General features: G+C 68.5%; 15 protein-coding genes. 10 read left to right on the top strand and 5 right to left on the bottom strand.

Annotated features, from left to right (window positions below; all coding sequences use genetic code 11):
* Positions 1 to 12 precede the first annotated feature (12 nt).
* Complete coding sequence (locus ACYVN4_RS10335) at positions 13 to 981, bottom strand: NADP-dependent oxidoreductase (protein WP_460719656.1); 969 nt, start codon at positions 979 to 981, stop codon at positions 13 to 15.
* 70 nt (positions 982 to 1,051) lie between these two features.
* Between ACYVN4_RS10335 and ACYVN4_RS10330 the strand changes: the two genes are divergently transcribed.
* Positions 1,052 to 2,050, top strand: coding sequence for a GlxA family transcriptional regulator (locus ACYVN4_RS10330; RefSeq protein ID WP_460719654.1), 999 nt, complete (start codon positions 1,052 to 1,054; stop codon positions 2,048 to 2,050).
* Here ACYVN4_RS10330 and ACYVN4_RS10325 read toward each other — a convergent pair.
* Positions 2,031 to 2,726 carry a FadR/GntR family transcriptional regulator gene (locus ACYVN4_RS10325; protein ID WP_460719652.1) on the bottom strand — a complete coding sequence of 232 codons (696 nt, stop codon included), beginning with the start codon at positions 2,724 to 2,726 and terminating at the stop codon, positions 2,031 to 2,033. The genes ACYVN4_RS10330 and ACYVN4_RS10325 overlap by 20 nt on opposite strands.
* A 157-nt stretch (positions 2,727 to 2,883) precedes the next feature.
* On the opposite strand from ACYVN4_RS10325, the gene ACYVN4_RS10320 reads away from it, so the two are divergent.
* Positions 2,884 to 4,023 (top strand): acetamidase/formamidase family protein, encoded by a 1,140-nt coding sequence (locus ACYVN4_RS10320; protein ID WP_460719650.1) that lies wholly within the window; start codon positions 2,884 to 2,886, stop codon positions 4,021 to 4,023.
* Between the two features lie 32 nt (positions 4,024 to 4,055).
* The gene (locus ACYVN4_RS10315) at positions 4,056 to 5,198 is read left to right on the top strand and encodes an amidase family protein (protein WP_460719648.1); all 1,143 of its coding nucleotides are present in this window, start codon (positions 4,056 to 4,058) and stop codon (positions 5,196 to 5,198) included.
* Here ACYVN4_RS10315 and ACYVN4_RS10310 read toward each other — a convergent pair.
* A complete protein-coding gene (locus ACYVN4_RS10310) occupies positions 5,176 to 6,441 on the bottom strand; it encodes an amidohydrolase family protein (protein WP_460719646.1) in 1,266 nt (421 codons plus the stop codon). The genes ACYVN4_RS10315 and ACYVN4_RS10310 overlap by 23 nt on opposite strands.
* An 80-nt stretch (positions 6,442 to 6,521) precedes the next feature.
* A complete protein-coding gene (locus ACYVN4_RS10305) occupies positions 6,522 to 7,208 on the bottom strand; it encodes a GntR family transcriptional regulator (RefSeq protein WP_460719644.1) in 687 nt (228 codons plus the stop codon).
* 157 nt (positions 7,209 to 7,365) lie between these two features.
* On the opposite strand from ACYVN4_RS10305, the gene ACYVN4_RS10300 reads away from it, so the two are divergent.
* The 7 genes from ACYVN4_RS10300 to ACYVN4_RS10270 are packed head-to-tail and all read left to right on the top strand — an operon-like array spanning position 7,366 to position 15,057.
* Entirely contained in the window at positions 7,366 to 8,109 is a 744-nt protein-coding gene (locus ACYVN4_RS10300) for a sulfite exporter TauE/SafE family protein (RefSeq protein ID WP_460719642.1), read from the top strand.
* A 34-nt stretch (positions 8,110 to 8,143) separates the two neighbouring features.
* Positions 8,144 to 9,331, top strand: a complete 1,188-nt coding sequence (locus ACYVN4_RS10295) for an amidohydrolase (protein WP_460719640.1) — start codon at positions 8,144 to 8,146, stop codon at positions 9,329 to 9,331.
* Between the two features lie 46 nt (positions 9,332 to 9,377).
* On the top strand, positions 9,378 to 10,223 hold the full coding sequence (locus tag ACYVN4_RS10290) for an ABC transporter ATP-binding protein (RefSeq protein WP_460719638.1): 846 nt from the start codon (positions 9,378 to 9,380) through the stop codon (positions 10,221 to 10,223).
* Positions 10,220 to 11,092 carry an ABC transporter permease gene (locus ACYVN4_RS10285; protein ID WP_460719636.1) on the top strand — a complete coding sequence of 291 codons (873 nt, stop codon included), beginning with the start codon at positions 10,220 to 10,222 and terminating at the stop codon, positions 11,090 to 11,092. Before ACYVN4_RS10290 ends, ACYVN4_RS10285 begins: the two co-directional genes overlap by 4 nt.
* Before the next feature lie 46 nt (positions 11,093 to 11,138).
* Positions 11,139 to 12,272 carry an ABC transporter substrate-binding protein gene (locus tag ACYVN4_RS10280; protein ID WP_460719634.1) on the top strand — a complete coding sequence of 378 codons (1,134 nt, stop codon included), beginning with the start codon at positions 11,139 to 11,141 and terminating at the stop codon, positions 12,270 to 12,272.
* 13 nt (positions 12,273 to 12,285) lie between these two features.
* Positions 12,286 to 13,560: a purine-cytosine permease family protein gene (locus ACYVN4_RS10275; protein ID WP_460719632.1), complete on the top strand. Its 1,275-nt coding sequence runs from the start codon at positions 12,286 to 12,288 to the stop codon at positions 13,558 to 13,560.
* Between the two features lie 9 nt (positions 13,561 to 13,569).
* Positions 13,570 to 15,057: an amidase gene (locus ACYVN4_RS10270; protein WP_460719630.1), complete on the top strand. Its 1,488-nt coding sequence runs from the start codon at positions 13,570 to 13,572 to the stop codon at positions 15,055 to 15,057.
* A 177-nt stretch (positions 15,058 to 15,234) separates the two neighbouring features.
* Here ACYVN4_RS10270 and ACYVN4_RS10265 read toward each other — a convergent pair whose 3' ends face one another.
* Positions 15,235 to 16,806 carry an HNH endonuclease signature motif containing protein gene (locus ACYVN4_RS10265; RefSeq protein WP_460719628.1) on the bottom strand — a complete coding sequence of 524 codons (1,572 nt, stop codon included), beginning with the start codon at positions 16,804 to 16,806 and terminating at the stop codon, positions 15,235 to 15,237.
* Positions 16,807 to 16,867 lie beyond the last annotated feature (61 nt).

The following is a 16,867-nucleotide window of genomic DNA, read 5'->3' as shown; positions in this document are numbered from 1 at the left end:
GGCGGCGGCGATTCAGTCGACGGTGAGCACGAGCTTGCCGACCGTCCGGCCGGTGTCGCCCAGGGCGTGCGCCTTGGCGGCATCGGACAGCGGGAAGCTCCCGGCGATGGTCGGCCGCAACGCACCGGATTCCGCGAGTTCGCGCAGCGCGTCCATCCCCGCATGGTCGGCCTCGACCAGCAGCGACACACCGCGAACGCCGAGCCGGTCTGCGGCATCCCGCAATTCGCTGCCGACGCCGCCCCGAATCGCGACCACGATGCCGCCCGGCCGCAGCGTGTTCAGCGAGCGGATGGCGTGCGCCTCGTCGATCGGATCGAGCGCGAAGTCGATATCGCGCACAGTCTCGTTGACATCGACCGCGTGGTAGTCGATCACTTCGTCGACCCCGATCGAGCGCAGGAATTCATGATTGGGCGCGCTCGCCGTGCCGATCACATACGCGCCACGCGATTTGGCGATCTGCACCGCGAAATGCCCGACCCCGCCCGCCGCGGCGTGGATCAGCACCCGCTGCCCCGCCTGCACATTCGCGGTATCGACGATCGCCTGATACGCGGTGAGCGCGGCCAGCGGGATCGCCGCGGCCTGCGCGTGATCGAGATTGGCGGGCTTGCGGGCGAAGGCGCGGGCGGTGACGGTGACGTACTCGGCGGCCGCGCCGTGGCCGTGCGGGTAGGGGAGCATGCCGAACACTTCGTCGCCCGGCTGGAACAGGGTCACGCCGACGCCGGTCGCGACCACCTCGCCGGACACGTCCCAGCCGAGCACGAACGGCGGATCGGGCAGGAACAGCCCCTTCAGCGCCCGATGCTTCCAGTCGGTCGGGTTCAGCGCGGTGGCGCGCACCCGCACCAGGATCTCGCTCGGACCCGGCTGCGGCACCGGCAGTTCCACCTCGTGCAGTACCTCGGGACCGCCGAGGACGTCCTGGCCAATGGCCTTCATGGTGGTGGGGATGACGTTGTCCTTCTCGCTCATGAATCCCAGCTTGCCGTGCGACCTGATCCCGGAAAATGGCACGATCGCCATTATTCGATAGAATCGTGCCATGCAGTGTGAGACCGTTCCGGAAACCGCGACCCCACCTCACCGCGTGGTCGTGCTCGCCCTCGACGGCGTCTACACCTTCGAACTCGGCATCCCCACCCGCGTCTTCGGTACCGCCGACGGCCGCTACGAAATCATCACCTGCTCCCTGGACGGCCGCCCCGTCCGCAGCAACTCCGACTTCGACATCGCCGTCGCCCACGACGCGAGCATCCTGAAAACCGCCGACACCGTGGTGATTCCGCCCTGCGACGTGCTCCCGATCCTGGAAAATGGTCTCCCGCCGGATGTTTCGGACGCACTGACCACCCTCCCCTCCGGGGTGCGCCTGGTGTCCATCTGTACGGGCGCGATCGTGGTGGCAGCCGCGGGCCTGCTGGACAACCGCCCCGCCACCACACATTGGAACTTCTCCGACCAATTCCAGCGGCTGTTCCCGAAGATCCAGGTCGACCCGAACGTCCTCTACGTCGACGACGGCGACATCCTCACCTCGGCGGGAGCCACCGCCGGAGTGGACCTCTGCCTGCACCTGATTCGCAGCGACCACGGCAGCGAGGTCGCCAATATGGTTGCCCGCCGCTGCGTGGTCCCGCCCTGGCGCGAGGGCGGCCAAGCCCAATTCATCGAACAGCCCGTGCCCCCGACCACCGCCGCGGGCACCGCGGACGCCCGGCAGTGGGCTCTCGAGAATCTGCACCAGCCCCTGACCATGTCCGATCTGGCCGATCAGGCGCGCATGAGCGGCCGCACCTTCGCCCGCCGCTTCCGCGACGAGGTCGGCATGAGTCCGGGCCGCTGGCTGATTCAGCAGCGGGTCTTCCGAGCCCGCGAATTGTTGGAGAGCACCGAGCTTTCCGTGGACCGCATCGCCGGAGAGGTCGGATTCGCCACCGGCGCGTCCCTGCGCCAACATCTGCACGAGGCGATCGGCGTCTCGCCCTTGGCCTATCGGCGCACCTTCCGCACTGCCGCGGCGCTCAGCGGAGCGACCCACTGAGTTCGCGAACCTCCCGCAGATGCTGCTGCATCGCCGCCGCCGCGCCCGGCCCATCGTGGCCGGTCACCGCCGCGTAGATCCGGTGATGCCCGTCGAGGGAGAGCCTGCGGCCGGGCCTGGTGCGGTGTGACAGCGTGCGGGTATTGCGCGTCCATTCGGTGGTCATGGCGCACAACGTCACCAGCAGCGGATTCTGCGCGGCATGCGCGAGCAGCGTGTGGAATTCGATATCGAGTCGCAGCGACGCGGCGGGCGTGAGGGTTTCGCTCGACCGCACCAGCACCCGTTCCAGCGCCAGCAGATTGGAGTCCACCGCCCGCAGGGCCGCCAGCTGAGCGATCCGCGGCTCGACCAGATCCCGCAGTTCGAGCGCGTAGCCGAGTTCGATATCCAGTTCACCCAGCCCGTCGGCGAGATTGCCCGCGTGCCGGGCGGCCTCGGTGACGGTGCTGCCGCGGCCCTGCCGCCGTTCGATGAGCTTCTTGGACTCCAGCTCGAACATGGCCTGCCGCAACGAGGACCGCGACACGTTCATCGCCGCCGCGAGTTCGCGTTCGGGTGGCAGCCGATCCCCGGCGCGCAGTTCGCCGCTGGTGATCAGCCCCTCCAGATGCGCCGCGACCTCCGCGCTGACACTGCCTACGCGCCGGCGTAGCGGCGGAATCGAAGCCGTCATCGCCCAACTCTAAATCCGTTCTTGTGCAGGCCATTTCATCCGGGTAAAGCGCCAGTTACGTTCGGTTTCCAACGCTGCCGCCGACGGTTCACCTGACTTATGGTCGCAACATCGGATGGTCCGACCAATTGCGGTCGGGGTAGGAGAGGTAGAGCGCGTGACGTCGATCGTGCGGGGATTCGCCCCCGCGTTTGCGGTGCTGCAACCGGAACAGGGCATCGGCGGCGACGCCTACCTGCCCGCCGACCCGGCGGCGGTGTTGTGGGGCAGGCTGCCCAGGATCGGGGACCGGCCCGTCGCGACCGTCGAACCGGGCGGCAGCATCGTGGTCGACACCGTCAGCCACGAAGGGATTCTCGACGATCAGGGCTCGGATCCGCGCGCCTACTTCGGTGGTTTCGGCGTCGACGGCGACCAGGTGCTGACCGACGCCGTCGCGGTGGCGGCCACCCGCAGCCGCGACTCCCTGGCCGGTCCGCACATCGTGACCGGGCCCATCGCGGTGCCGGGCGCGGTGCCCGGCGACCTGCTGGCCGTTCGCATCGACGAACTGACCATGCGCGCCCCGTACGGTGTGGTCTCCACTCGCCACGCCCGCGGCGTGCTGGCCCACCGCCGCGGCTTCGACGGCAACTACGGCCAGTTCTGCGCGGTGGAATCCCGTGACGGCGCCTGGTTCGGCACCATGCCCATGCATCCGGACCAGCTGTGGCAGGCCAGTTTTCCCTTGCGGCCCTTCCTGGGCATCATCGGCGTCGCCACCGATACCGACACCCGCCTGAACTCGATCCCGCCGGGCCCGCACGGCGGCAATATCGACATTCGCCGCCTGACCGCGGGCGCGACCCTGTTCCTGCCGGTCCAGGTCCCCGATGCGCTGCTGTACATCGGCGACCCGCATTTCGCGCAGGGCAACGGCGAAGTGGCGCTGACCGCACTCGAAGCGCCGCTGCGGGCGCGACTGACCGTCGATGTCATCCCCGCCGCCGACGTGGCCGCCGGATTCGGCCGCAGCATCGGCCCGTTCGCCGCCGCGCGCGGGCTGATCATTCCGACCGGCATGGATGCGGACCTGAACAAGGCCCTCGAAGTCTGCGTCCGCAACGCGATCGAACTGGTGGTGTCGTTGTTCGACGCCGATCCGCAGCAGGCGTACCTGTATCTCAGCGCGGCAGCCGATTTCACTATCTCGCAGGCGGTGGATCAGGTGCGCGGGGTGCACGGCGAGGTACGAGTGGCCGATTTTGCCCACTACGCCACCACCGAGCTGGCCAAACGCATTCTCGAGCGCGTCTGATGACGGCTGCACGCGAGAATCATCGCGAGACAGTGGAATTCGATGGGCAAGTGTGGCGGGAGTACGGCACGCCGCTGGTGCCCGCCACGGGGGAGGGGATCCTCACCGGCGAGACCCTCGCGGTGAAGGACCTCTACGCCGTCGCCGGATTCCCGCTCGGCGCAGGCGTTCCGGACTATCTCGGCCCACCGCAACCCGCGCACGCCACCGTGGTGTCGCGCCTGCTGGCGGCCGGTGCCGAGATCACCGGCATCGCGCACACCGACGAATTCGCCTACAGCATCACCGGCGGCAACGGGCGTTACGGCATGCCGGTGAATCCGGCGGCACCGCAGCGGATTCCGGGTGGCTCGTCGAGTGGCTCGGCGGTCGCGGTGGCGAGCGGCGCTGTCACGGTCGGGCTGGGTACGGACACGGCGGGATCCATTCGGGTACCGGCCGCTTACCAAGGGCTGTGGGGGATTCGGACGACGCACGGCAGCTTGCCCGTGACGGGCATCGTGCCGCTGGCCGAATCCTTCGATACCGTCGGCTGGCTGACCCGCGATGCGGCGACATTGCGGGCTGTGGCCGAATGCCTGTTGCCGGCAGCGCAATCGACCGGTGCCACGGTGATCGTCGACCCGGACCTCTGCGCGGTGGCCGATACCGATCTGGCCACCGCGACCCTCGCCGCCGCGAAGTGCTGGGACGCGGAACCCGCCGACCTAGCCCTCGACCTCGAATCCTGCTTCACCGCGTTCCGCACCGTGCAAGCCTTCGAAGCCTGGACCAACCACGGCCCGTGGATCACCGCCCACCCAGGTGCCCTCGAACCCGAAGTAGCACAGCGATTCCAGTTCGCCGCGACCATCACGCCCGATCAGGCCCTCGCAGCCCGACAGGTCCTGGCGCAGACCGCGACCACCCTCCACGCGATGCTGGCGGACCGCGTCCTAGTCCTGCCCAGCACTGCGACCCCGCCCCCGCCCCGCACCGCCCTGCTGACCGCCCTCGAATCCGGCCGCACCCGCACCCTGCACCTCACCTGCCTGGCCGCCATCGCCGGTGCCCCCGCGATCAGCATCCCGCAAGCCCCGATTCACGGCCTCCCGCACGGGATCTGCCTGATCGGCGCGCCCGGCACCGACCGGGCGCTCATCGACACGGCCATCAGGCTCCGCTCGGCGAGCTGACCAACTCCTGCATCCGGCTGGTGCGGGCGGTGACCCGCCCGCCCTTGAGCACATAGTTCCGATCCGGCCGGTCGATCAAGGCATCCGCGACCCGCCCCGTCGACAACACCACCAGATCCGCCGCGGCCCCCACCCGAATCCCATAACTGTCGGCGATCCCGATATTGCGGGCCGCCTCGGTGGTGGCCATACCCAGCACCCGTCCCAGATCCTCCGGCCCCGACAGATGCGAGGTCTGTGCCAGAAACAACCCGATATCCAGCAGATCCGCATTCCCATAGGGCGTGAACGCATTACGAATATTGTTCGAGGAGTACGCGGTGGTCACTCCCGCCTCCCACAGCTCCCGGATCGGCGCGATCCCGCGCCGCACATTCGTGGCATCACCCCGCCCGCCCAGATGCATATCGGTCGCGGGCAACGGCACCACCGAAATCCCCGCCGCGGCCAGATGCTCGATGGTGCGGGCCCGCTCGGCGGGCGCACGTCCGGACAGGGATGTCATATGCCCCAGCGTGACCCGCCCGCACCGCCCCGTCCGCTCGGTGACCTCGGCGATGTAATCGGCCATGGCGTAGCGCGGGTCGCTGCCGTCGTCGGCGAAATCGGCGTGGATATCGAGCGGCACATCGAATTCGGCGGCCAGCTCGAAGACCAGGTCGACATGGCGGCGGCAATCCTCGACCGTCGCCTCGTTGTAGGAACAGCCGCCCAGCACATCCGCACCCGCACACAGGCTCTCCCGCAGCAACTCCAGTGTGCCGGGCGCCCGCAGGATGCCCTCCTGCGGAAACGCGACGATCTGCAGATCGAGCCGCTCGCGATACTCGGCCTGCAGATCCAGCAACGCCGTCACCCCGCGCAACCCCACGATCGGGTCGACGTCCGGATGCGCGCGAATCACGGTGGTGCCGTTGGCGATCGCCATATCCAGCACGCGGCGCGCACGGTCGCGAATGGCCGCGACGGTGAACCCGCGCTTGAGCTCGGCGGTCACGCTGATCGCTCCCGCGAGCGTGCCGTCGGGATTCGCCTTCTCGGCATCGAGCAGCGCTTTGTCCAGATGCAGATGCGATTCGATCAGACCGGGGATCACCACCCGTCCGGCGCAATCGATTTCGCTCGCGCCCCGCTCCGGGAACCGCGGTCCGATGGCGGTGATGACACCGTCGGCGACCGCGATGTCCACCAACTCCGCATCATCGGCGATGCGCGCCCCGCGCAGAACCAGATCCACCGTCATGACAACCTCCCGGAACACACTGATCCCGTTTGTATACGAGAACCGTGTTTCGTCCCGGCACGAGAATTGCTGCGCCGATGTTACGAAGCCCGCGAGCCCGAACCCGCCTGGCGCACACCGCCTTCAGAGTCCTTACGGAACCGGTAGGCCGAGGTGGCGTGCGCGATATGGCTGGCCACGACCGCCGCCGCCCGCTCCGGATCGCGGGCCTCCAGTGCCGCGCAGATCTCCTCGTGCTCGTTCCACGAATCACCGGCCCGCCGCGGCAGTTCCACCGAGTACACCCAGGCGATCTTCCAGCTCAGCTGCATGATCAGTTGCGCGAGCAGGGTGCTGCCCGACGCCTCGGCGAGCACCTCGTGAAAGCGGCTGTTGAGCCGCGCCAATTCGTCCAGCCGCCCCGCCTGTACGGCATCCTGCCCGAGCGCGGTCAGCTCCTTGAGCCGCCCGAGCTGTTCGGGCGTGCGCCGCAACGCCGCCCGCGACGCGCACAGCGGTTCCAGCCGCGCGCGGATCTCGAGCAGATCGGCCGCCTCCTCCTCGGTGAGGGCGGCCACGAACACCCCGGCATACGGCCGTGACGAGGCGAAACCCTCGGCTTCCAAGGTGCGCAACGCCTCCCGCACCGGCACCCGCGACACCCCGTGGTGTTCCGCGAGTGCCTCCTCGGTCAACCGCTGCCCCGGCAGATAGGAGCCGCGAATGATGTCCTCACGAATGGCGCGACACAGCTGCTGCGGTGTCATGCGCCCGGCGGTGCTGCTCACGGCTTCCTCATCCGACGATCGGGTGAAACACGGGTTTGCATACGATCCATCGTGGCCTTGCCCGACGGTGTCCCGCAAATCCTGTGCCACATCACTTTCGGCTCGCCGGTCCGCAACCCTTTGTATACGATGCGCGCATTTCGTTCGGAAGGACTCCATGGATCCCGCGCACCTCGTGCTCCTGTCCGCTGCCGGTTTCGGTGCGGGCGTCTGCAATGCCATCGCCGGCGGCGGCAGCCTGCTGTCGTTCCCGGCCCTGCTGGCCACCGGCCTGCCCCCGGTCACCGCGACGGTCACCAACTCGGTCTCGGTCTGGCCCGGCTACCTGGGCGGTGCCGCCGCACTGCGAAAGCGCCTGGGCGAGCACCGAACCCTGCTCCCGGGCCTGATTCTGACCGGGATCGCCGGTGCCGCCGGTGGCGTGCTCGCGCTGCTGGCCGCGCCACCGAAGGTTTTCGCCGCGCTCGTGCCGTACCTGATCCTGGCCGCCACGGCGCTTTTCGCCGCCCAACCAGCCCTCTCCCGCAAACTCTCCGCCCACGGCGCGGACTCCCGGCTGCGCCTGTTCGCGGGCGTCTTCCTGGGCGCGGTCTACGGAGCGTACTTCAACGGCGGCATGGGCATCGTGCTGCTGACCGCCCTCGCGCTGGGCATCGACGCCTCCATCACCGGCCTCAACGGTCTCAAAAGCTTGCTCACCCTGACCGTCTCGACCACCGCCATGGTCGCCGTCGCCCTGTTCGGCCCCGTGCAGTGGTGGTCGGTCGCGGTGCTTGCCCCCGCCTGCCTGCTCGGCGGTGTCGCCGGAGCACGCTTGGCGGATCGCCTGCGCCCGAACGCCTTCCGCGCCCTGGTCATCGTCTTCGGCTTCGGCGCCGGAACCGCCATGCTGCTGTCCTGATCCCGCTCACCCCTCGACCCAGGTGGTTTCTCCCATGACCGATCTCCTGCTGACCGGCGGCCGCCCCTGGACCCCCGGCAATCCGGTGGTCCCCGCCGACCTCCTCATTCGCGACGGCCGCATCGCCGCCATCGGCCCCGACCTGCCTGCCGACGGCGTGCAAACCGTGGATCTGGCCGGGGCGCTGGTGTTCCCGGGCCTGGTCGACGCGCACTGCCACCTCGACAAAACCATGTATGGCGGCCCCTGGATCCCCAATACCGGCGGCCGCACCCTGCCCGGCCGCATCGCCAACGGCGAGGGCCGCCGCGACGAACTCGGCCTGCCCAGCCCCGACTACGCCGCGAACCTGCTGGCGGCCATGGTTTCCGGCGGCACCGCACACGTCCGCAGCCACATCGACATCGATCCGGAGGTCGGCCTGCGGGGCGTGGAAGCGGTGCGCGAGGCGGCCGCCCGCCACGCCGACCGGGTGGACGTCCAACTCGTCGCCTTCCCGCAAGGTGGCCTCCTGACGCGCCCCGGCACCGCCGACCTCCTGGAAGCCGCGCTGGCCGAGGGCGTCGACGTGATCGGCGGCCTGGATCCCGCAGGCTACGACCGCGATCCGAACGGCCAACTGGATCTGCTGTTCACCCTGGCCGAGAAATACGGGGCGGGCATCGACATCCACCTGCACGACCGCGGCGCACTCGGCGCCTGGCAATACGACCTGATCGTGGCCCGCACCAAAGCCACCGGCCTGGCGGGCCGGGTCACCATCAGCCACGCCTACGCCATGGGCGAACTACCCGCCGACGAGCAGCAACGCATCGCCGAAAGCCTGGCCGAGGCAGGCGTTTCCATGGTCACCTGCGCCGTCGGCGACGCACCCGTGGTCCCGGTCCGCGTGATGGCCGCCGCCTGCGCCCGCCTCGCCCTGGGCAACGACGGCATCCGCGACCTGTGGACCCCCTACGGCGACGGCGACATGCTGCGCCGCATCATGCAGGTCGCCTTCCGTGACCGCCTGGTCTCCGACCCGGAGATCGAACTGGCTCTGCACGCCGGAACCTACGGCGGCGCGGCTGTTCTCGGCATCGAGGACTACGGACTCAGCGTCGGTTCCGTCGCCGACCTGTTCGCCGTCCACGCCGAAACCCCTGCTGCCGCTGTCGTTTCGGTGCCGCCCCGCACGCTCGTGGTCAAACGCGGCTCGATCGTATACGAAACAAGCGCGTAATCACGCCGACCGCATCCGGCAATGAGTCACCGATACAACTGTGACCATGCGCACGACCTCCTCGACTCCCGTCAAAGGCCAAGGTCCGGAAGGGAATACGGACCCCGCCGAACGCGGCAATGTATACACCGACCCCGCCCTGGCCTTTCACCACGTCGGTCTGACCTTCGAGAACGGCACCCACGCCCTCGAGGACATCGACATCGCCATCCACCCCGGCGAATTCGTCTCCCTGGTCGGCCCGTCGGGCTGCGGCAAATCCACCCTGCTGCGTCTGGCCGCGGGCTTCGAGAAGCCCACCGGCGGAACACTGTCCGTCGCCACCACGAAGGTCGGCTACGTCTTCCAGGAGGCGACCCTGCTGCCGTGGCGGTCGGTGCTGCGCAATATCGAACTCCCCGCCGAACTCGCGGGCACGGACAAGGCCACTCGCCGCGCCGCTGCCCGCGAGGCCTTGGAGCTGGTGGGCCTGACCGGCTTCGAAAACCACAAGCCCGCACAGCTTTCCGGCGGAATGCGGATGCGCACCTCCATCGCCCGAGCCCTCACCGGCGCACCCGAGCTGTTCCTGTTCGACGAGCCGTTCGGCGCCCTCGACGAGATCACCCGCCAACGCCTGAACGAGGAAGTCAGCGCTCTGTACCGGCGTGCTGCCTTCACCGGCGTCTTCGTCACCCACTCGGTGGCCGAAGCGGTGTTCATGTCCACCCGAGTCATCGTGCTGACCGGCCGCCCCGGCCGCGTAGCCGCGGATATCTCCGTCCCCCTGGACTTTCCGCGTAAACCCGAATCGCGCTACACCCCCGAATTCGGTGCCATCGCCGCCGAAGTATCCGCGGCCCTGCACGACGCCGAACGCGGTCTATCCACGGCCCGTGGGAGGGCAGCATGACCGCCGCAACCGCCGACAATGCTCTGCTCAGCTCCGAAACAGCGACCGTGCCACCGCGTGAGCCCCGAAAACTGCGCTGGCCCTTCGCCATCGCCCCCATCCGGATCATCGCCCCCGTCCTGGTCCTTGTTTTCGTCCTGGCCGCCTGGACCCTCGCCAGCCACGTCCTCATCCCCGCTGAATCCCGCTTCCTGCTGCCCCCGCCGGAATCCGTGGTATCCAAGGGCCTGCTCAACACCGCCACCCGCACCGAAATCCTCTCGGCCCTGGGCTCCACCGTGCAGATCGCCCTGGTCGGGCTGGCCATCGCCATCGTCGCGGGTGTCGCGTTCGCGGTCATCATGAGCCAGGCGAAATGGGCGGAGTACTCGCTCTACCCGTATGCCGTGATCCTGCAGACGATTCCGGTGCTGGCGGTGGTCCCGCTCTTCGGCTTCTGGTTCGGCTACGAGTTCGGCAGCCGGGTGATCGTGTGCGTCATGGTGTCGCTGTTCCCGGTCATCACCAACACCCTGTTCGGCCTGAAATCGGTGCAACCCGCCGAACACGACCTGTTCACCCTGCACGGTGCCACCCGATGGCAGCGACTGCTCAAACTCCAACTCCCCGCGGCACTCCCGGCGATGATCTCCGGCTTCAAGATCTCGGCCGGCATGGCCGTCATCGGCTCCATCGTCGCCGACTTCTTCTTCCGCCAGGGCGACCCCGGCATCGGCCGCATGATCGACGTCTACCGCCAGCGCCTGGCCACCGAGGAACTGCTCACCGCCCTGCTGCTGTCGTCCCTGGTCGGCCTGATCCTCTTCTGGATCTTCGACTTCCTGGCCGGTCGCGTCGACCGCGCCCACGGCAAGCGCGCCGGTCAGTAGCCGACCCCCTCACTGTCACACCCTGTTTCAACCCCAAGGAATGCTCGTGAAGAAACGTGTCCTCGCTGCTGCCGCCCTCACCGGCAGCGTCCTGCTCACCGCCGCCTGCGGTGGCGGCGCCGCCACCCCCAAGCCGACGGGACAGGGTGTGCTGGCCGGTGTCTGCCCGTCCACCATCGTCATCCAGACGGACTGGTACGCCACGCCGGAGCGCGCGGCGGCCTACCAGTTGGTCGGGCCGAACGGCACCGTCGACGCCAAGAAGGGCGCCTACTCCGGCCCCCTCGGCGACACCGGCGTGAATGTCGAAGTGCGCCTGGGCGGCCCGTTCCTCGGCGGCCAGCCCGTCCCCGCCCAGATGTACCAGGACACCTCCATCACCCTGGGCCTGGTGCCCACCGACGAGCAGGTCCGCGCCAAGGCCAAGTTCCCGCTCACCGGCGTCTTCGCCTCGCTGAACAAGAACCCGCAGATCGTCATGTGGGATCCCGCGACCTACACGGTCAACTCCTGGAAAGACATCCCCGCGACGAACGCCCCGATCCTGTACTCCGAGGGCAAGATCTACATGGACTACCTGATCGCCAACGGCTACGTGAAGAAGGAACAGGCCGACGCTTCCTACGACGGCACCCCCAGCCGCTTCGTCGCCGAACACGGCCGAGTCATGCAGCAGGCCTACGTCTCCAACGAGCCCTACCGCTGGGAACACGACGTCAAGGGCTGGCAGAAGCCCACCGGCCACCTGCTCGTCGCCGACGCCGGCTACGAGAGCTACCCGCACGCCTGGTCGATCCGCAGCGGCGAAATGGACAAGCTCCGCCCGTGCCTGCAAAAGCTGGTCCCGATGCTGCAGCAGTCCGAAATCGACTACGTCACCAACCCCGACCCCACCAACCAGGCCCTGCTGCGCATCGCTCAGACCATCCCGGACGGCCCGCCCATCAGCGCCGCGGGCAACGCCGACTCGGTCAAGGTCCAACTAGCAAACAAGATCGTCGCCAACGGCACCGGCACCACCTTGGGCGGCTTCGACTCCGATCGCGTCAACCGAGCCATCACCCAGGTAACCCCACTACTGCGCGCGAAGGGTGAACAGGTCCCCGACGGCCTAACGGCCAAAGACCTGATCACCAACGAATTCATCGACCCCGCAAAGGGTCTCAAGCAGCAGGGCTAGGACCGGGCGAACCATGTCGAATCACGAGTACGAACACGAACCGGTCCCCGCCGAGGCCCGCCGCGGCCTGCTCTCGGTCGCCGCGGTCTGGGCCGGATTCCCGATGTGCCTGGGCAACGCGGTCTTCGGCGGCCTGATCGTCTACAGCCAGGGCATGGGCCACGGCCTCGCGGCCATCCTGCTGGGCAACCTGCTGTTGTTCGGCTATGTCGGCACCCTGAGCTGGATCGGCGGGCAGAGCGGCCGCAACTTCTCGCTACAGGCGCGCAGTGCCTTCGGTGACCGCGGACGGGCCGCGGTGGTCGGCTTCCTGGCCACCGTCGTGATCGGCTGGTTCTCCTATCAGGTCGGCTTGACCGGTACCACGCTCGAGGGCATGTACGGATGGAATCCGGTGTGGGGCGGGCTGATCGGCGGAGTCTTCTTCGTCGGCCTGACCCTCGCCGGAATCCGCGCCCTGTCGGTCATCGGGCTGATCGGAACTCCGCTGTTCCTTGTGATGGCCGGTCTGGCACTGTATTACGGCCTGGGCCAAGGACATTCACTCACCGACGCCTTCCACTACACCGGCGGCGGTGGCCCGCTGGGCTTCTGGGCGTGCGTGAGCATCGTGGTCGGCGGCTTCGCCGACTCCGGCACCATGACCGCCGACTTCACCCGCTGGGCCCGCGACGGCCGCTCGGGCCTACTGGCCGCGGCATCGGCCTTCCCCTTCGCCAACACCGTCGCGTTCCTCGTCGGCGGACTGGTGGTGGCCATCGGCGGGGCAAGCGATCCAGCGAACAACGGTGGTGCGTTCCTGGGCCTGCTCGCCGGGCAAGGTGCCCTCATCACCGGCCTGTCGGTGCTGTTCGTCTTTGCGAACCTGGGATCGGTTGCGGCACACTGCCTCTACAACGGGGCGGTCGGCTGGGCCGGGATCACGCCACTACGCATGCGGCCGCTCGCGGTGGCGCTGGGCCTGATCGGCGTCGTGGTCGCGCTCACCGGTGTGTGGACACACATCACCAACTGGCTGGTGCTGCTGGGCGTAGTCGTGCCACCCATCGGCGCGGTCCTCATCGTCGACCACCTCCTGTCCCGCCGCCGCATCGCGGCGACCGCGCCGGTCCGGCCGATCGCGTTCGCGGCGTGGGGGATCGGTGCGCTGGCCGCCGGGATCGCGCACTACCAGCTGCCGGGCTCGGTGGACGCGGTCATCGGATTCGCCACCGCGGCGGCGGTGCAGGCCGGAATCACGGTAGCGCTCCCCGTAACCGTCCCCGAGCCCGCCACCGTGGGCGGGTGAGGCGAAGCGGTGAATGCTGCCGAGCGCGACGAACTCTGCTTCCTGCCCGCCACCGAACTGGTCGCCCGAGTCCGGTCCCGTGAACTATCACCGGTCGAGATCACCGATGCCGTGCTGGACCGAATGCAGGAGGTGGATCCACTACTCCACGCCTTCTGCACGCCCACCCCCGATCTGGCCCGGCAGCAAGCCAGGCGGATCGGCGACGATCTGGTCCGCGGCCTCGACCCCGGGCCGCTCGGCGGCGTACCCCTCGGCATCAAAGACCTACTGTCCACCAAGGGAATTCGCACCACCTCCGGGTCCTGGGTCTACCGCGACCACATCCCCGACCAGGACGACATCGTCGTCGAACGCGCCCTGGCAGCGGGCGCGATCTGCCTGGGCAAGACCAACACCTCGGAATTCGGCTACAGCGCCTCAGGTCTCAACCCGCTGTTCCCGGCCACCCGCAACCCGTGGAACACCGCACTGAGCCCCGGCGGCTCCAGCGCAGGCTCGGCGGCAGCCGTCGCGGCCGGACTCGGCCCCGTCGCGCTGGGCAGCGACGGCGGCTGCTCGGTCCGGGCACCCGCCGCACTATGCGGACTGGTGGGCGTCAAACCCTCCATGGGCCGGGTCCCGGTATATCCCGGCTGCCGCGACGAGCGGCTGCCCGGCGTATCCGGCTGGGAGAGCATCGAACACATCGGCCCACTGACCCGCACCGTCGCCGACGCGGCCTTGATGCTCTCCGTCCTCGCCGGTCCCGATCCCCGTGACCGCCACTCCATCCCCTGCTCGGACGTCGACTGGATCGCCGCCGCCCGCGATGGAGCCGAGCGCCCGGAAACGTTGGCAGGGCTCCGCGTCGCCGTCAGTCTCGATCTCGGCTATCTACCCGTCGACCCGCAGGTCCGCGCGATCGTGGACCGCGCCGTGCGAGAAGTGGTGGGGGAGCGGCTGGGCTGCCACGTCGAACCGGTGAACCCCGGCTGGCCCGACCCCGCCACCGCGTTCTCCGCACTCATCATGGCCGAAACCGACCTCACCGGCATGCGGGCCATGGCCAATGCGCACAGCGAGCGCATGTCCCCCTACCTGGTCGCCTGGCTGCGCCAGCCCTGGACCGCACAGGATTTCACCGACGCCAACATCACCCGCAAGGCACTCGTGAACGCGATGGCCCGCCTCATGCGCAACCACGACGTCCTCATCACCCCCACCACCGCAGTCCCAGCCTTCCCAGTCGACCTGCACGGTCCCGACACCATCGGTGGCACACCGGTTTCCACCTCCACCTGGATTGGATTCAACTACCCCGCCAACCTCACCGGCCAGCCCGCAATAAGCATCCCCGCAGGCTGGACCACCACCGGCCTCCCAATAGGCCTACAAATCATCGGCCGCCACCTAGCCGACGAAACCGTAATCCGCCTAGCCGCCGCCATCGAACACGCCACCCCCTGGTCCCACCACCGCCCACCGCTGTTTGAAAGGGAAGGTAGTAAAAGGTGATCCGTGCAGTCCGTGGGCTGGTAGGCGAGGTTACGGCTCCCCAGTCGCGTCAGCGAAAGTCCGGTAGGGCAGGCGACGCAACCACACTTCCGGTACATCCCACCGAGACGCAATCCCGTTGCAGCACAGCCACGCAAGTAGTCTTCCCCCCGAGTTACCTGGCCTCGAGCCACCGAATCACATGTTGATCCCAGCCCGCCGCGAAGCGCGGGCGCGCGCATGCTGGCGACGCTGGCCCGGGGTGGTGTAGACCTGCACCAACTCGGTCATGATGTTGACCGCAACACCCGGATCAAAGATCGACCCCGTCGGCTCCGCATCCGGCACCCCGGCCGCGGTAACCGGCGGCACGACGGTGGTCGGGAACAGGTATTGGCTGCCTTCGGGTTCGGTGATGGCCGATTCCCCGGTGGGCGTGCGCCATTCGACGACCCGGCCCGGGTGGTGGCGAACAGTCCAGCCATTGGCATGGTTGTCGGCAAGTGTCTTGAGTCGGTGATGACGACGGCAGCGAGCGCCGAGGTTGTCCTCGGTGGTGTGTCCTCCGGTCTGCGGACTGTTGTGGTCGAACCGGTCCTGGTGGTCGAGATCGCTGGCAGCGGCGGGAATGTGGCAGCCCGGCGCACGGCAGATCCCATCAATCGCGCGAGCCTGGCGGGCAGTGCGGACCCCGGGCCGGTAGCGCAATTCGGTGGCGCTGTCGGTGTTTTCGGCGTGGCGGCCAGTGGCTGGCAGGGAGGTTGTTCCAGCAGCGGCGGAGCCGGTTTCCGCAACAGCGGCGGTCGCAGTGCTGAGGGCGGCGTGACCGGTGGCGATGTGGGTGGTCGCGGTGGTGGCAGGGTGGGTGTCGGTGATGATTTCGAAGCGGGCGTGGCGGGCGATCTGGCGGGCCAGGGCGGGGTCGATCGCGCCGAGGCCGGACAGGAGGGCGGGGTTGTCTTGCAGACCGGCCAGGGTTTCGGCCGAGACGCCTACCTGGACAAGGGCTTTGCGGGGGACCGGGACTTCACCGACGATGGCGCGCGGGCAGTCGGCCGAGTTGCACTGGCAGATCAGGCGGCCGGTGCCGTCGGCGAGAGCGACCAGGGCGTCAGCGCGGCGTTGGGCGACGGTGCGCGGATCCTTGCCGCAGCACTGGGTCGACGCCATTTCGCGCAGGCGCTCGTAGAGGGTTTGGCCTCCGGCGGCGGGCAGGACCCCGTCGAGCAGGGCGGTGCCGTCGTCGTGAGCGGTGATGGAGACGTAGCGGTCAGCCTCGGCGGCCTTGCGGCGCGCAGCCTGACCGGCAGGGTCGGCCTCGAGCAGGCGGCGGCGGGCGGTGCGGCGGATACGCTGCGGCTCGGCCTTTTCCGCGTATGCAGCGAGGGAAGGCTCCAGCTCGGCGAGCAGCTCATCGGAGGCGTTGGACAGCGACTTGGTGATCGCACGGGTCTGCGCCAGGTCGATACGGCCCGCGGCGAATGCGTCTCGGGTGGCGGTGCAGCGGTTCTCCAGATCCAGGCCCAACCCGATGAGCCCATCGGCGGTGCCCTGCGAAACCTTCAGCGCGATACCGATTTCGGTCGCGGTGTCCTCACCCGCGTTGAGGTTGCTGACACCGAGATCGAGCTGCTGTTCACGGCGCAGGTGGTAGAGCGCAGTCATCAACGCGACCTCTTCGGCCTGCAGTGCAGCAATCTGCGAGTGCACGTCACGCAGCTGAGCGACAACCGCTTGCGCGGTGGCCATCTCATCTGCGATATCAGTCATACATTCGATCATAGTTTCGAACCATGCGACACAACAGCCTGATCGGCGCAACACGCATGGT

It is taken from the genome of Nocardia heshunensis, assembly GCF_054782115.1.
This window is presented reverse-complemented; position numbering and strand designations above follow the sequence as displayed.

Coding starts and splice junctions, on each gene's coding strand:
- ACYVN4_RS10295 (WP_460719640.1), top strand. CDS start 8,144: ATGACCGATCTCCTGCTGACCGGCGGCCGCCCCTGGACCCCCGGCAAT.
- ACYVN4_RS10265 (WP_460719628.1), bottom strand. CDS start 16,806: ATGACTGATATCGCAGATGAGATGGCCACCGCGCAAGCGGTTGTCGCT.
- ACYVN4_RS10290 (WP_460719638.1), top strand. CDS start 9,378: ATGCGCACGACCTCCTCGACTCCCGTCAAAGGCCAAGGTCCGGAAGGG.
- ACYVN4_RS10325 (WP_460719652.1), bottom strand. CDS start 2,726: ATGACGGCTTCGATTCCGCCGCTACGCCGGCGCGTAGGCAGTGTCAGC.
- ACYVN4_RS10285 (WP_460719636.1), top strand. CDS start 10,220: ATGACCGCCGCAACCGCCGACAATGCTCTGCTCAGCTCCGAAACAGCG.
- ACYVN4_RS10275 (WP_460719632.1), top strand. CDS start 12,286: ATGTCGAATCACGAGTACGAACACGAACCGGTCCCCGCCGAGGCCCGC.
- ACYVN4_RS10310 (WP_460719646.1), bottom strand. CDS start 6,441: ATGACGGTGGATCTGGTTCTGCGCGGGGCGCGCATCGCCGATGATGCG.
- ACYVN4_RS10300 (WP_460719642.1), top strand. CDS start 7,366: ATGGATCCCGCGCACCTCGTGCTCCTGTCCGCTGCCGGTTTCGGTGCG.
- ACYVN4_RS10335 (WP_460719656.1), bottom strand. CDS start 981: ATGAGCGAGAAGGACAACGTCATCCCCACCACCATGAAGGCCATTGGC.
- ACYVN4_RS10330 (WP_460719654.1), top strand. CDS start 1,052: ATGCAGTGTGAGACCGTTCCGGAAACCGCGACCCCACCTCACCGCGTG.